Annotated in this window: 14 protein-coding genes; 11 read left to right on the top strand and 3 right to left on the bottom strand. The window is 63.9% G+C overall.

Features of this window, described 5'->3' with window-relative positions:
* The first annotated feature begins 220 nt into the window (after window positions 1-220).
* From L4X63_RS00670 to L4X63_RS00640, 7 genes are all read left to right on the top strand, one after another.
* A complete protein-coding gene (locus L4X63_RS00670) occupies window positions 221-421 on the top strand; it encodes a hypothetical protein (protein ID WP_250676663.1) in 201 nt (66 codons plus the stop codon).
* 260 nt (window positions 422-681) lie between these two features.
* Entirely contained in the window at window positions 682-924 is a 243-nt protein-coding gene (locus tag L4X63_RS00665) for a type II toxin-antitoxin system ParD family antitoxin (RefSeq protein WP_250676662.1), read from the top strand.
* Window positions 925-1253: 329 nt separating this feature from the next.
* A complete protein-coding gene (def, locus tag L4X63_RS00660) occupies window positions 1254-1769 on the top strand; it encodes a peptide deformylase (RefSeq protein ID WP_250676661.1) in 516 nt (171 codons plus the stop codon).
* Window positions 1766-2707 (top strand): methionyl-tRNA formyltransferase, encoded by a 942-nt coding sequence (fmt, locus tag L4X63_RS00655; RefSeq protein ID WP_250676660.1) that lies wholly within the window; start codon window positions 1766-1768, stop codon window positions 2705-2707. Before def ends, fmt begins: the two co-directional genes overlap by 4 nt.
* A gap of 62 nt (window positions 2708-2769) precedes the next feature.
* Window positions 2770-3483 (top strand): DUF116 domain-containing protein, encoded by a 714-nt coding sequence (locus L4X63_RS00650; protein ID WP_250677860.1) that lies wholly within the window; start codon window positions 2770-2772, stop codon window positions 3481-3483.
* 2 nt (window positions 3484-3485) lie between these two features.
* Window positions 3486-4427 (top strand): polysaccharide deacetylase family protein, encoded by a 942-nt coding sequence (locus L4X63_RS00645; protein WP_250676659.1) that lies wholly within the window; start codon window positions 3486-3488, stop codon window positions 4425-4427.
* A 2-nt stretch (window positions 4428-4429) separates the two neighbouring features.
* Complete coding sequence (locus L4X63_RS00640) at window positions 4430-5308, top strand: C40 family peptidase (RefSeq protein ID WP_250676658.1); 879 nt, start codon at window positions 4430-4432, stop codon at window positions 5306-5308.
* Here L4X63_RS00640 and L4X63_RS00635 read toward each other — a convergent pair.
* The 3 genes from L4X63_RS00635 to merA form a co-directional block, all read right to left on the bottom strand.
* Window positions 5298-6344 (bottom strand): HD domain-containing phosphohydrolase, encoded by a 1047-nt coding sequence (locus tag L4X63_RS00635; protein ID WP_284694432.1) that lies wholly within the window; start codon window positions 6342-6344, stop codon window positions 5298-5300. The two genes, L4X63_RS00640 and L4X63_RS00635, sit on opposite strands and share 11 nt — an antisense overlap.
* 96 nt (window positions 6345-6440) lie before the next feature.
* The gene (locus L4X63_RS00630; protein ID WP_250676657.1) at window positions 6441-7292 is read right to left on the bottom strand and encodes a hypothetical protein; all 852 of its coding nucleotides are present in this window, start codon (window positions 7290-7292) and stop codon (window positions 6441-6443) included.
* Between the two features lie 135 nt (window positions 7293-7427).
* A complete protein-coding gene (gene merA / locus L4X63_RS00625; RefSeq protein WP_250676656.1) occupies window positions 7428-8831 on the bottom strand; it encodes a mercury(II) reductase in 1404 nt (467 codons plus the stop codon).
* A 203-nt stretch (window positions 8832-9034) separates the two neighbouring features.
* On the opposite strand from merA, the gene glyQ reads away from it, so the two are divergent.
* From glyQ to L4X63_RS00605, 4 genes are all read left to right on the top strand, one after another.
* Window positions 9035-9913 carry a glycine--tRNA ligase subunit alpha gene (gene glyQ / locus L4X63_RS00620; protein ID WP_250676655.1) on the top strand — a complete coding sequence of 293 codons (879 nt, stop codon included), beginning with the start codon at window positions 9035-9037 and terminating at the stop codon, window positions 9911-9913.
* Window positions 9913-11976, top strand: coding sequence for a glycine--tRNA ligase subunit beta (gene glyS / locus L4X63_RS00615; protein WP_250676654.1), 2064 nt, complete (start codon window positions 9913-9915; stop codon window positions 11974-11976). Before glyQ ends, glyS begins: the two co-directional genes overlap by 1 nt.
* A gap of 218 nt (window positions 11977-12194) precedes the next feature.
* On the top strand, window positions 12195-14858 hold the full coding sequence (gene ppdK, locus L4X63_RS00610; RefSeq protein ID WP_250676653.1) for a pyruvate, phosphate dikinase: 2664 nt from the start codon (window positions 12195-12197) through the stop codon (window positions 14856-14858).
* Window positions 14859-15081: 223 nt separating this feature from the next.
* Window positions 15082-15282, top strand: coding sequence for a cold-shock protein (locus L4X63_RS00605; RefSeq protein ID WP_250676652.1), 201 nt, complete (start codon window positions 15082-15084; stop codon window positions 15280-15282).
* The last annotated feature ends 57 nt before the right edge of the window (window positions 15283-15339 follow it).

The following is a 15339-nucleotide window of genomic DNA, read 5'->3' as shown; positions in this document are numbered from 1 at the left end:
CTTATCGCCCCAGCTTTTTCGCCGAAGAAATAGTCAGATATGCCGTCTTTTGCAGCCTTGCCACGCCGTGGTCTGTCGCTATTGGCCGGAACCATTGAGCTTTTAAAAGATGGCACGACGTATGCTCTGAAATGAGGCAGATGACGCTGACAACAACGCCGCTCAAACCGAGTCAGCCGGGATGGAAAAAGATGCGCCAGTGAGCACGTAGGAGGCTGTCATGAAACCCCATACCTACACCTACCTGAAGAAAAGAGAAGACGACTCCATTGTCGAGGAGGTCGAGACAGCCGGGGCGGAGAGCGAGACGATCCCCGCTCCCGAGACTTCGTTTGGCAAAGTCGCCTACGAATGGAACAACGCCCTGCTGATCGCCGCCGAGAGGATATGGGGCGAACACGGCAACTCCAGTCACCAGTAGCCGGCTCCCCGGTTGTAACCCCGCCGCGATCGTCCTCGATTGAGGCTCTCCCTTCCGCTGTTCTCTTCCGGTAACTTCTGCGGCCTTTCCCCTTCAGGCGTTCCATACGGTAGGGCCCTCCCAACCACCCTCATCCATTCCCCGGACAGAGTGCGCCGCGCAAACGGCCGAAACGTATACCGCAGGTAGCGTATACCTTCTTTGACATTGAAAGCGCGTGTACTAAAGTTTTAGGCAACTTGACTCCCGGGAGATGTGCCATGCCAAAAGAGACCACCATTTCTCTAGGCTTACACTTCGAAAAATTCATCTCGCAGCAGATTGCCGAGGGGCGTTTCACTTCGACCAACGAGGCCATTGAGGCCGCCCTGTCGCTTTTGGAGGAACGCGAGCAGCGCATCTCCCTCGTCCGCCGTGCGCTCCGCGAAGGGCTCGACCCTGCCGCCGTCGATTCCGTCATCCGTGGGATGATGGCGGAACCCAAGGAGAGTTCACGCCCGTAGCTCGCCCCGTTGCGCTCCCAACCCCATCCTCTCCCCGGTCCCCTGTGCACTGGCGCCGGTCCCGATCCGTAGGTGGGCTCCCCTGCCCGCCATTCCCCACCTTGTCGCTCCTTCCCTGTTGGACCCTCGCGGGCACGGGATGCCCACCCTGCTCCGGTTCGCGCGGCACGGGTTGGCCACCAGGAGCGCCGTCCTTTTTGCCCATCGGCTCGGAATCCTGTAGCGTCTTAACCCCTTGCCGCGGCATGGTTCATGAGTAATCCGTTGATTTTTTAGCGCCGAATTTATATAGTGGCGTGATAGTTTGGCTCCATTAAAAGGAAAAACGTATGCTACTCACCATTCTGACCTACCCGAACCCGGAGCTGAAAAAGCGCTCCAACCCGGTCACGGTCATTACCGACAAGACCCGCGAACTGGTCAGGGACATGGCGGAAACCATGTACCATGCCCCCGGCGTCGGCCTGGCCGCGCCCCAGGTAGGGGTACACCAGAGGGTGATCGTCATCGACGTGTCGGGGGATGAAAACCCCGAACTGATCGTCGCCATCAACCCGGAGATCATTCACGCCGAGGGAGAGGTTTTCGACGAGGAGGGGTGCCTCTCGGTCCCCAAGTTCTCCGCCAACGTCCGCAGGCATGCCCGCGTGGTCGTCAAGGCCCTCAACCTCGATGGCGAAGAGATAACCTACCGCGCCGACGGCCTCCTGGCCATCGCCTTCCAGCACGAGATCGACCACCTGGACGGCACCCTTTTCATCGACCATCTTTCCCCGCTCAAGAAGGGTATCTTCCGCAAGCGCTACCTGCGGACCGTCGAGGAGCAGAAGGAGTTTAGCAAATGACCGGTATGCGCATTGTCTTCATGGGGACCCCCGACTTTGCCTGCCCCACGCTGGCAACGCTCGTCGATCGGGGTGAGCAGGTGGTTGCCGTAGTAACCCAGCCGGACCGCCCGAAGGGGCGCGGGCAGCAGACCCTGCCGCCGCCGGTCAAGGTGTTGGCGGAAAGCCACAACATCCCGGTCCTGCAGCCGGTCAAGGTGCGCCTCCCCGAGTCCATCGAGGAGATCAAGGCCCTTAACCCGGACCTGATCGTGGTGGTCGCCTTCGGGCAGATCCTCCCCAAGGCCCTTTTGGACATCCCGAAGCACGGCTGCATCAACGTCCACGCCTCGCTTTTGCCGCGCTACCGCGGCGCCGCTCCCCTCAACTGGTGCATCATCAACGGCGAGGCCGAGACCGGCGTCACCACCATGATGATGGACGTGGGGCTCGATACCGGCGACATGCTCCTCAAGGCGGTCACCCCCATCGATCCCGACGAGGATACCCTGAGTCTCCACGACCGGCTCTCCAAGCTCGGTGCCGGCCTTCTCGCCACCACCATCGACGAGCTGGCGGCCGGACGCCTGGTGGCGGAAAAGCAGGACGACTCGCTCACCTGCTATGCTCCGATGCTCAAGAAGGAGGACGGCCAGATCGACTGGGAGAAGGATGCCGCCTCCATCAAGAACCTGGTGCGGGGAATGACTCCCTGGCCGGGCGCCTTCACCTTTGTCGACGGTAAGCTTCTCAAGGTCTACCGCGTGCAGACCGCCGCCGGGAGCGGGAAGCCGGGCGAGGTGCTGAGCGCCAATCGCGCCGGCATCGAGATCGCCTGTGGCAGCGGCAGCATAGTGATTTCCGAGCTGCAGCTGGAAGGGAAAAAGCGGCTTCCCGCCGCCGATTTCCTGGCCGGCTGCCGGCTTGAACCGGGGCAGATCCTCGGTAAGAAGGGGTAACACGCTTGTCTCGTAACACCGATAATCAAAAACCTCCCCAGAAGCGCCTCTTCGTGGCCCTGATGGGGGTCACCTGCATCCTGGTGGTAGGGCTCATCTACCTCGGCTGGTACATCCCGACCAAGGGGCTCGCCAACATCCATCCCGATCTCCCCCGCTGGGCCGGCATGATCTTCGGCATCCTCTCCGGCATCGCCCTGTTCGGGACGCTGCTTTTGGTGCTGACCACCGCCCTCGGCAAGGACATCCTGTTCACCAAGTTCATGAGGGGGGTCGTCATCAAGTTTCTCCTTCCCCTCATCGAGCAGATCGGGCGGCTGTGCGGGATCTCCAAGGACACCATCCGCCAGTCCTTTGTGGCGATGAACAACAGCCTGGTCATCTCCCAGCGCCTGAAGATCAAGCCGGACCGCATCCTGATCCTCTTGCCGCACTGCCTCCAGCTCTCCGACTGCGAGATCAAGGTGACCGGCGACATCAACAAGTGCGTGGGGTGCGGCCGCTGCACCATCATGGGGCTCGCCGAGATCGGGAGGAAGTACCACATCGATATCTCGGTGGCCACCGGGGGAACCCTGGCCCGCAAGGTGATCATCGAGAAGCGCCCCAAGCTGGTGCTTGCGGTGGCGTGCGAGCGCGACCTCACCTCCGGGATCAAGGACTGCTACCCCCTGCCGGTCATCGGCGTCCTCAACGACCGCCCCTACGGCCCCTGCTATAACACCCTGGTCGACGTCACCAAGATCGAGGAAGCCCTCCTCTCCGTGCTGGCCTGAAGATGAAACCTTTGCGGGGCCTGGTCCCCTGCCTGATTTGCCTGCTGCTGCTCGTCCCGCTGCTGGCGGCGGGCGCCGAGATCGGCGACTACCGGGTCATCAAACGCCCGGTCGCCGACGCCGCCGGCAAGAGCTACCTGGCCATCAGGAGCTTCACCTCCAGCGGCGTTCCCCATCTCCTGGTGGTCGATCCGGCCACCCTCGCGAGTTACGATCTCCCCGCCTCCTCGCTGCGCGCCTCCACCGCATCGCTCGAGGGTGCCCTCGGCTCCACCCCCTATCTCCGGGCCCTGGAGCGCTATACCTCCGGTCCCCATCGCCTCCAAAACGACGGAGCCCGCCGCGCCGACCGTCCGAGCGACGGTGCCTATCTCACCGTCGACCTCTGCCCTTCGCACCGCCCGTTCGAAAAGGATATCTTCGACGCTGCCGAGGCCCTCTCCAAGGGGAGGCCGGCCCCCGTGGCGCTGATGATCAGCGGGCTTTGGCTGGAGAAGCATCCCGACGAGATCGCCTATCTCAAGCGTGAAATAACCGCCCGCCGCTTGGCCGTCACCTGGGTCAACCACTCGTACCACCACACCTACGAGCCCAAGGCTCCCCTGGCCGAGAACTTCGTGCTCACGCCGGGGACCGATTTCCTCCACGAGGTGATCGATCTGGAGCAGCGGCTCCTGGCGGCCGGGCTGGTGCCGTCGCCGTTTTTCCGCTATCCCGGGCTGGTGTCCGATGCCGCCACCATGAAGACCCTGCGGGAGCTTTCCCTGGTCCCGGTGGGAAGCGATGCGTGGCTCGCCAAGGGTGAGTCGCCGACCCGGGGAAGCTTCATCCTGGTCCATGGCAACGGCAACGAGCCCAAGGGGGTCAAACTGCTGCTGCCGATTCTGAAGAGCGGCCACCTCAAGCTGCTACCGCTCCCCGAGGCCTTCACCGAGAAGAAATGACCGTGTTCCACCTGCCAAACACACAACGCCGTCGCCTGTTCCGTCCCCTCGCCCTCCTTCTCTTTTCGCTGCTACTCCTTTTTGCCGCCACCCTCTTCGCCGGCGAGCCTCCCCGCTACGTGGTGGCCATTTCGCCGGCACCGGTGCTGAAGACCCCGGATTTCCCCAAGGTCTTCGGGGGCTCAAACAAGCTCGACCCCTGCCAGGGGGTGCGCCCCATCGAGTTCGTGGCGCTCCCGGGAACCCTCTTCCGGGTCGAGGGGGTACAGCGGGTGGGGGGCGTGGTAGTCTACCGTGTCACCACCAACGACTATCCGTATCCGGCCAAATCCGGCTACTTCGTCGATGCCCGCTTCGTAGCCGAGCCGGAAGGGACCCCGGTGGAGCGCCCCCGCGCGCTCCCGCCGCTGGCCGAGGTGCAGAAACGGCTGATGGCCGCCCTCGGCAAGCCGTACGTCTGGGGAGGGAACGTCAGGGATGGCATCCCGCTTCTCAAGGAGCTCTACCCCAAGGGCGATCCGCTGGCCGGGGTGGACTGCTCCGGTCTTCTCTACCAGGCTACCGGCGGCTTCACCCCGAGGAACACCTCGGCGCTGACCTCGTTCGGCAAGGGGGTCCCGGTGGCGGGGCTGACCGTGGACGAGATCGCGGACCGGCTGGAGCCGCTCGACCTGATTGTCTGGAAGGGACACGTGATGGTGGTGCTGGACGGCGATTCGGTGATTCAGAGCACCATGGGGTGCCGTGGGGTAGGGGGCGTGCATATCTCCGGCCGCAGGGAGACCATCCGGCGGCTTGTGAAGGTGAGAAAGCCGGCCGACACCCTGGAGGGGAGCGGCAAAGGGAAAAGCTTCGTGATCAGAAGGTGGTTCAGACGCTGAAGCGGCGCAAAAGCGGCGTCTCCGCGGAGATGGTCGCTTCCTTCTCGGCGGCGAAGAGGTCGTGCCGGGGAAGGAGATCCTCGGTGGTGGGGATGGGGCCTTCCGGAATGATGTCGAGGAAGATGGAGACGATGTTGGGATCGAGCGCGGTCCCGGAGAGCGATCTCACCATCTCGCGCGCCTGGCGGGTCGGAAAGCTCTTGCGGTAGGGGCGGTCCATGATGAGGGCATCGTAGACGTCGGCCACCGACACGATGCGGGTTTCGACCGGGATATCCTCTCCGGCGAGCCCGGCCGGGTAACCGGAGCCGTCGAACCGCTCGTGGTGGTACTGGATGATGTTGCGTGCCACGTCGGAAAGCCCCGCCTTCTCGGCCACGTCCGCCCCCCAGTGGGTGTGCATCTTCATCGTTTCGAACTCCAGCTCGGTCAGCCCCTCGGTCCCGTTGAGGATCGACTCCGATACCCCGATCTTTCCGCAGTCGTGCAACCAGCTCCCGTACTTGATCTGGCGCTGGACTTCCTTCGGTATCCGCATCGCCTCCGCAATCATCAGCGCATACACCGCCACCCGGTCGCAGTGACCCTTGGTCCGCGGATCCTTCAGTTCGATGGTCTGGGCCAGCGAGCGGAGCACCGCCTCGTCCTCGCGCCGCATGGTATGCACCATCCGGTAGCGCCTCAGCCCCTCCTTGACCACCTCCAGGATCTCCTCGTTTTTCCACGGTTTAATCAGATAGCGGAAGACTTCCGAGCTGTTGATGGCGGCCAGTGCGGTGGGAAGGTCGACGAAGGCGGAGATGAGCACCTTGACGGTGTCGGGGGAGATCGATTTGACGTGGGAGAGGAACTCCAGGCCGGTCATCCCCGGCATCTGGTTGTCGGAGACGACGACGGCAATCTCGTGGTCGCTGAAGAATTCCAGCGCCTCCTCGGCGTTGGCGGCGGTGAGTATGCTCACCCCTTTGGAGAGGAAAAGGTCTCTGGAGAAACGAAGAATAAGGTTGTCGTCGTCGACGAAGAGGATCTCAGCCATCACCCACCTCATGAAGCCAGCCGTTCGATACCGCTCCTTATCCAATAGGGACGGCAATCGGGGATTGATATTAAGCTCTCATGAAGGTGTTGTCAATTAGAGTTTTCGCACGCCCCGCTTGTTGCACTCCTCCCGGATCGCCGCCTGCTGCTGCGGAGTGAGGTGCCTGGCGAGGGAGAGTGCCTGGAGCTCCGGGGCCGGAAGGCCGGAAAGGAGCATGTGGAACCAGACGAGCGGCGTCTTGCGATTCTTGAGCAGGGCGGAGCGCAGGTTTGGCCGGCTCTTCCAGCGGGGGTGGCGGGCGATGGCGGAGATGGTTTCGGCGGTGGCGGCGCCGGAGCCGAGGAACGTGTAGAGGGTGGCCTCCTTAAGCTTCGGGTTGTCGAGCACCGCTTCCACCAGGCGCGGGTCTCCCCCCTTGATGAGGGCGTCGAGGATGGCGGCGGTTCCCCGGCGGGCCAGGGTGATCTTGTTCCCCAGCTCCGTTTCCGGGATCTTGGCCAGCACGACCCGCTCCACGGCGTACTTCATGTCGGCGGGGGCGCCGGGGATATGGAGCAGGGCCACCAGTTCGAAGAGGAAAAGCTGGGGAAGGATGGAGGAGAGCACGTGGGCCGGGGTGCTGGGATTGGCGGCGACCGCGATGGTGAGGCGGCGGCTCCCGGTGACCAGCGGATGCCGGGCGAGCGCCTTCACCAGGGATTCCGGCAGGTCTCTCCTCTTCAAGAGGGCCAGCAGGTGGTCCTCGGAGAGACCCGGGTTTTTGAGGATGTTGGCGGTGACCTCCGGATCGGTGTCGTCGAGGAGAGCGAAGAGTTCGTCGTGCCCGGCGGTGAGGGCCTGGTAGAGGCGGGCCGCCTTGGGGGCGTCGAGTCTCCCCTGCTTCTCCGCGGGAGCCGTGGGGCGCTCATCGCCAGCGAAGGATCCGCTCGTAATCTCTTCAGGCATCGGTGTTCCTTTCGATAACAGAAATTCCCCCTCCCCTTGAGGGAGGGGGCGAGGGGGTGGGGGGAGTTTCCACGCAGTGCCGAAACCGGCCTCCCCCCCACCTTGGTCCTCCCTCAAGGGGGGAGGGGATGATGATTACTCGGCACAGCAGGAGAGCCGTTCGATATCCCGCCTGAACGCCTGCGCGCAGAGGCGGAGCCCCTCTCCGATGGAGGGGTAGACGTGGAGGGTTTCGGCCAGCTGTCCCACCGTCATTCCCATCCGGATTGCGACCGCCGCCTCGTTGATCAGGTCGGCGCCGCGGTGCAGGGCCAGGTGGATGCCGAGGATCCTGCCGGTCGCCTCGTCGGCCACCATCTTGATCGCCCCCTTGAGCTCCCCGGTCACATGGGCCTTCGGGATGCTGGAGGCGGGAATGGTGTGGGTCATGACCTGGAAACCGGCCCGGCGGGCCGCCTCCTCGCCGTATCCCACCGTCCCCACTTCCGGATCGGTGAAGATGGCCATCGGGATGCTGAGGTAGTCGACGGCGCAGCGGCATTCGTCCAGCATGTTGTCGACCGCCGCGATCCCCTCGCGCGCCCCCTTGGTGGCGATCTGCGCCCCCCCGGTGACGTCCCCGGCCGCCCAGATGCCGGGGGCGGTAGTTCTCAGCTCGCGGTCCACCTTGATGAAGCCCCGCTCGTCCGTTTCCACCCCGGCAGCCTCCAGGCCGATCCCCTTGGAGGCCGGCGCGGTTCCCACCGCGAGCAGCAGGTGGCTGGAATGGAAGCGCCGCGGTTCTCCCCCCACCAGCGCCTCCACCCGGATCATCCCTTCGTGCGGTCCCACCGAGCAGACCGTGGCGCCCGGCACCACCTCCATCCCCTCGGCGATCAGCGCCTCCTGGAGCGCCAGCGCGGGTTCGGCCTCCACCCCCGGTAAGAGCCTCTGGCCGTGCTCGAGGACGGTCACCCGCACCCCCAGCCGCATGAACATCTGGCCGAGCTCCAGCGCGATCACCCCGCCCCCGATGATGGTGAGGGAGTCGGGGAGGTGCTTCATCAAGAGCGCACTCTTACTGGTGAGGAAGGGGACCGTGTCGAGCCCCGGAATGGCCGGGACCCGGGGGAAGCCGCCGGTGGCGATCAGGATGCGGTCGCTTTCGATGGTGCGCTCGCCCGCCTGCACGGTGCGGTGGTCGAGGAAGACGGCGTTTCCCTTGATGAGGGTGAGATCGGGGACTCTTTCGAGGACGTCGAGGTACTTGGTCTGCCGCAGCTCGTCGACCACCTCGTCCTTGTGCCGGTCCAGGAGCCCGAAGTCGAGTTCCCCGGCGCGGGTCCCTAAGCCCAGGCGCTCTCCCAGCCGCGCCTGGTGCCGGTAGAGGGCGGTATGGATCAGGGTCTTGCTCGGGATGCACCCCCAGTTGATGCAGGTGCCGCCCAGGACACTCTTCTCGATCATCACCGGATGCGCTCCCTTGGCCTGCGCCCGTAAGGCGGCGGCGAAGGCGGTAGAGCCCGAACCAAGGATGACGATCTCGGCTCCCTTATTCATTAATCTCACCCCCGCTTAAATTCTAACGCAGATTTAGCGGAGTGGTAAACAGGAGAATCCGGCTAATGCCCGCGTCCGGCGCCGGATAATCCTTGACACAGGCCGGTGCGGGATTGTATTCTGGCGAGCCTGATTTAGTGTGTACTGCATACCTTTTAGCCGGTGTGAGCGCCAGATAAAACAGCAAGTTACCGGAGGAGAGCGTGTTAACATTCCAGGAGCTGATTCTCTCCCTGCAGGGGTATTGGGCAGGGCAGGGATGCGTCATCCAGCAACCCTATGATACCGAGAAGGGGGCGGGTACCTTCAACCCGGCCACCTTCCTGCGCGTGCTCGGCCCCGAGCCGTGGAACGTCGCCTACGTGGAGCCTTCCCGCCGCCCGACCGACGGCCGCTACGGTGAGAACCCGAACCGGCTCCAGCACTACTACCAGTTCCAGGTCATCATGAAGCCGTCCCCGGCCAACATCCTCGACCTGTACCTCGATTCGCTGCGCGCCTTCGGCATCGATCCCAACAAGCACGACATCCGCTTCGTCGAGGACGACTGGGAGTCGCCGACCCTGGGTGCCTGGGGGCTTGGCTGGGAAGTCTGGCTGGACGGGATGGAGATCACCCAGTTCACCTACTTCCAGCAGGCGGGCGGCATCGACCTCAAACCGGTCTCCTCCGAGATCACCTACGGCTGCGAGCGGATCGCCATGTACCTGCAGGGGGTCGACAACGTCTACGACCTCGAGTGGGTCAAAGGGGTCAAGTACGGCGACATCCACCACGAAAGCGAAGTGGAATTCTCCACCTACAACTTCGAGGAAGCCGACGTCGACATGCTCCTCACCCTCTTCAAGATGTACGAGAAGGAGTGCATCCGTCTCGTCGAGAAGGGGCTGGTCCTTCCCGCCTACGATTACGTCATGAAGTGCTCCCATACCTTCAACCTTTTGGATGCCCGCGGCGCCATCTCGGTGACCGAGCGCGCCTCCTACATCGGGAAGGTGAGGAACGTGGCAAGGCTTTGCGCCGAGGGATACCTGCAGATGCGCGAGCGGCTCGGCTTCCCGCTCCTGAAAGGAGGCCGCTAATGGCTAAGGACCTTTTCCTTGAGATAGGGTGCGAGGAGATCCCGGCCGGCTTCATCCCGAAGGCGATGGCCGACATGGAGCAGATCATCCGGCGCGAATTCGAGAGCGCCCGCATCGAGTTCGGCGAGATCGTGACGCTCGGTACCCCGCGCCGCCTGGCGCTGGCAGTCAAAGGGGTCGCGGAGCAGCAGCCGGACGCCGAACTGGTGGCGATGGGCCCCTCCAAGCAGGTCGCCTTCGACGCCGACGGGAATCCGACCAAGGCCGCCCAGGGCTTCGCCCGCGGCCAGGGAGTCGACGTCTCCCAGCTCACCATCGTTGCCACCGAGAAGGGCGAGTACATCGCCGCCAAGAAGAGTGAGATCGGGCGCGCCACCGCCGAGCTTTTGACCGAGATCCTCCCGCGGCTGGTCACCTCCATCCCCTTCAAGAAATCCATGCGCTGGGCCGACCTCGACGTCCGCTTCGCCCGCCCCATCCACTGGATCGTGGCGCTCTTCGACGGCGTGGTGGTTCCCTTTTCCTTCGGCCCCATCGAGAGCGGCTCGGTTTCCCGCGGGCATCGCTTCATGGCCAACACCACCTTCCCGGTACGCGACTTCGCCCACTACCTCGAGGAGTGCGAGCGCCACTTCGTGATCCCGGATCCGGAGAAGAGAAAGGCGATCATCCGCCGCGAGATCGAGGCGGTCGCCGCCAAGGCCCAGGCCAAGGTGCTCCCCGACGAGGCGCTCCTCGAGCAGGTGAGCTTCCTGGTCGAGTACCCGAGCGCGGTGCGCGGCACCTTCTCCCCGGACTTCCTGGTGGTCCCCCGCGAGGTGCTCATCACCTCGATGCGCGAGCACCAGCGTTACTTCTCGCTGGTGGACGGCGAGGGGAAACTCCTCCCCGGCTTCATCACCATCAACAACACGTTGACCGAGGATCCCGAGGTGGTCGTCAAAGGGAACGAGCGCGTACTGCGCGCCCGCCTCTCCGACGCCCGCTTCTTCTTCGACGAGGATAGGAAGCACACCCTGGAGAGCCGCGTCGACGCGCTGAAGTCGGTGGTCTACCAGGCGAAGCTCGGCACCTCCTACGAGAAGATGGAGCGCTTCCGGGAGCTGGCCCGCCAGCTGGCCGGGAAGCACAACCCGGCCGTCGAGGCCCAGGTCCTCCGTGCCGCGACGCTGTGCAAGGCCGACCTCGTCACCGGAATGGTCGGCGAATTCCCCGAGGTCCAGGGGATCATGGGGCGCGAATATGCCCTGCATGACGGCGAGGAGCCGGCCGTGGCCAGCGCCATCGCCGAGCACTACCTCCCGACCCAGGCCGGTGGCGAGCTTCCTGCCTCCGACGTCGGCGCCTTCGTCTCCCTGGCCGACAAGATGGACACCATCTGCGGCTGCTTCAGCGTCGGCCTCATCCCGACTGGCTCCGCCGACCCGTACGCCCTTCGCCGCTGCGCGATCGGCATCATCAACATCATCCTCTCCAAGGGGTACCGCGAGCCGATCCAGGGCTTCATCTCCGCCTCGCTCGATCTCCTTGCCGCCAAGAGCACCCGGCCCCGCGAAGAGGTCCAGAAGGACGTCGTCGACTTCTTCCGCGGCCGCTTCGTGAACCTGATGGCCGACCGCTATCCCTCCGACGCCGTGGACGGCGTGATCTCGGTCTCCTTCGACGACCTCGCCGAGGCGGCCGCCAAGATCGCGGCACTGGCCGAGTTCAGAAACCGCGAGGACTTCGCCCAGCTGGCGGTGGCCTTCAAGCGGGTCGGCAACATCGTGAAGGGGGGCGTGGAGACTCCGGTTTCCGAGGCTCTCTTCCAGGAGCCCGCCGAGCCGGCACTCTACCAGTCGCTGAAAGGGGTGACCGGTAAGGTCGAGGCGGCCATCGCCTCCGGCGAGTACCTCACGGCGCTCACCGAGATTGCCACCTTGAAGGAGGCGGTCGACACCTTCTTCGACAAGGTCATGGTCATGGCCGAGGACGAGAAGGTCCGCGAGAACCGCCTGGCACTTCTCACCGGCATCGCGCGCCTGTTCGCACGACTGGCCGATTTCTCGAGGCTATCGCCGTGACGAAACGGTGTTGTGGGAGGCAGCGGGACATTACGATCCTAACCGCAAAAGCGGGCTGCCTCACCTCGCTTAAAAACGACGCTCACGTAAACAGCCGTTTGCTATAAAAAGCAAACGGCTGTTTGCGTTTTTGCAGATTTGATGTTATCTATTAAGTCTTTCTCATACTACGGCTACCAAACTACACAGTTGGTTACACAACATCAAGGAGGGCAACAATGGGAGCACAGAAGTACGTCTATTTCTTCGGCGCCGGCAAGGCCGACGGAAACGCCAAGATGAAGGAACTCCTGGGGGGTAAGGGAGCCAACCTGGCGGAAATGACCAGCATCGGGCTGCCGGTGCCGGCCGGCTTCACCATCACCACCGAGGTCTGCACCGAGTACTACAAGAACGGCAGAAAGTACCCGGCGGCCCTCGACGCCGAAGTGAAGACCAACCTGGCCGCGGTCGAGAAGCTGATGGGCAAAAAGTTCGGTGATCCTTCCAACCCGCTGCTGGTCTCGGTCCGCTCCGGCGCCCGTGCCTCCATGCCGGGCATGATGGACACCATCTTGAACCTCGGCCTCAACGATACCACCGTCAAGGGGATCATCGCCCAGAGCGGCGACGAGCGTTTCGCCTACGACGCCTACCGCCGCTTCGTCCAGATGTACTCCGACGTCGTCATGGGGATGGACAAGGAAGCCCTTGAGCACCTCCTGGAGCGGAAGAAAGAGGCCCGCGGCGTCCACCTCGACACCGACCTCACCGCCGCCGACTGGAAGGAGCTGGTGGTAGCCTTCAAGGCCAAGGTCAAGGAGACCCTCGGGGCCGATTTCCCGGAGGATCCGGAGGAGCAGCTCTGGGGCGCCATCGGCGCCGTGTTCGGTTCCTGGATGAACCAGCGCGCCATCACCTACCGCAAGCTCAACAGCATCCCGGCCGAATGGGGCACCGCCGTCAACGTCCAGTCCATGGTGTTCGGCAACATGGGTAACGACTGCGCCACCGGCGTCGCCTTCACCCGCGACCCCTCCACCGGCGAGAACTACTTCTACGGCGAGTACCTGGTCAACGCCCAGGGCGAGGACGTGGTGGCCGGTATCCGCACCCCGCAGCCGATCAACAAGGCCAAGCAGAAGGCAGGCGACCTTCCCGCCATGGAGGACGTGCTCCCCGAGTGCTACCTGCAGCTTTGCAACATCCGCGACATCCTCGAGCGCCACTACAAGGACATGCAGGACATCGAGTTCACCATCGAGAAGGGCGTCCTCTACATGCTGCAGTGCAGAAGCGGCAAGCGGACTGCCAAGGCGGCGATCAAGATCGCCGTCGATATGGTAAAGGAAGGGCTCATCGACGAGAAGACCGCGGTACTCCGCGTGGCGCCGAGCCAGCTCGACCAGCTGCTCCATCCCTCCCTCGACCCCAAGGCAAAGAAAGAGATCATCGCCAAGGGTCTCCCGGCTTCCCCGGGTGCCGCCTCCGGCGAGGTGGTCTTCACCGCCGACGAGGCCGAAGCCGCCGCCAAGCTCGGCAACAAGGTGATCCTGGTCCGCGTAGAGACGAGCCCCGAGGACATCCACGGCATGCACGCCGCCCAGGGTATCCTCACCGCCCGCGGCGGGATGACCTCCCACGCCGCCGTCGTTGCCCGCGGTATGGGCAAGTGCTGCGTGGCCGGCTGCGGCGACATCAAGGTCGACTACGCCGGCCACAAGCTCGTCGCCAAGAACGGCGTGGTGGTCAAGAAGGGTGATGTCATCACCCTCGACGGCTCCACCGGCGAGGTCATGCTGGGTGCAGTCCCCACCGTGGCCGCCGAGGTCTCCGGCGACTTCGCCACCCTCATGGGTTGGGTCGACAAGTTCCGCCGCATGAAGGTCCGCGCCAACGCCGACACCCCGCACGACGCCAAGACCGCCCGCGACTTCGGCGCCGAGGGTATCGGCCTTTGCCGTACCGAGCACATGTTCTTCGAGGCGAACCGCATCGCCGCCGTCCGTGAAATGATCCTCTCCGAGGACATCGAAGGACGCCGCAAGGCCCTCCTCAAGATTCTCCCGATGCAGAAAGGGGACTTCAAAGGTCTCTTCAGGGAGATGAAGGGGCTGCCGGTCACCATCCGTCTTCTTGACCCGCCGCTGCACGAGTTCCTCCCCCAGGAGGAGAAGGACATCAAGGCGCTGGCCGAAACCATGGGTGTTCCCGCCGAGACCCTGCGCCACAAGGTGGAGTTCCTCCACGAGTTCAACCCGATGCTCGGCCACCGCGGCTGCCGCCTCGGCGTCACCTTCCCCGAGATCTACGACATGCAGGTGCAGGCCATCATGGAGGCCGCCTGCGAGCTCGTTAAGGACGAGGGCTTCCAGATCGTCCCCGAGATCATGATCCCGCTGGTCGCCGTCACCAAGGAGCTCGGCATCATGCGCGCCAACGCGGTGGCTGTCTGCGAAGAGGTCATGGCCAAGTACGGCGTCAAGATCGAGTACCTGATCGGCACCATGATCGAGCTGCCGCGCGCCGCCATCACCGCCGACTCCATCGCCACCGAGGCTGACTTCTTCTCCTTCGGCACCAACGACCTGACCCAGACCACCTTCGGTCTTTCCCGCGACGACGCCGGCAAGTTCCTCCCCTTCTACGTGGAGAACGGCATCCTCGACGACGACCCGTTCGTCACCCTGGACCAGAACGGCGTCGGCTGCCTGGTGAAGATGGGATGCGAGAAGGGGCGCCAGACCAAGGCAGGCATCAAGCTCGGCATCTGCGGCGAGCACGGCGGCGATCCGGCCTCCGTCATGTTCTGCGACAAGGTCGGCCTCGACTACGTCTCCTGCTCCCCGTTCCGGGTACCGATCGCGCGGCTGGCCGCCGCCCATGCTTCCCTGGGCGCCTGATAGGACGATTCCTCCCCCCGGTTAGCCGCCGGGGGGAGGAAACATTCTTGACAGGTAAAAGCGAAACGTGTAATACGGCAGGAATGAAAAGCCGCTAAAGCAGGCTTTAGACAAAGGCGATTCGTGACGAAGAAAGGCAAGCATTCCTTCTCCGGGAGGGAGAGGGGGGCAGGCCGAGAGGAAGGCAGTGACGGATCGGTAAAACGAACGGGGGAAAAGAGTAATGGCTAAGGGTGTGGTAAAGTGGTTCAACGACGCGAAGGGTTTCGGGTTCATCCAGACTGAGGACGGCGGTGACGTCTTCGTTCATTTCTCTTCCATTCAGGGAGATGGGTTCAAGACCCTCGCTGAGGGGGAAGCGGTAACCTTCGAAGTCACCCAAGGCACCAAGGGGCCCCAGGCCTCCAACGTGGTCAGGGGCTAGGCTCCAAACGGCAACCCGGCCCCGGAGAGATCCGGGGCCTTTTCATTTTCAGGGGCG

The sequence above is a fragment of the Geomonas sp. Red32 genome (assembly GCF_023652955.1).
GTDB lineage: Bacteria > Desulfobacterota > Desulfuromonadia > Geobacterales > Geobacteraceae > Geomonas.
The sequence above is the reverse complement of the archived record's forward strand: the minus strand, read 5'-3'. Positions and strand labels throughout refer to the sequence as shown.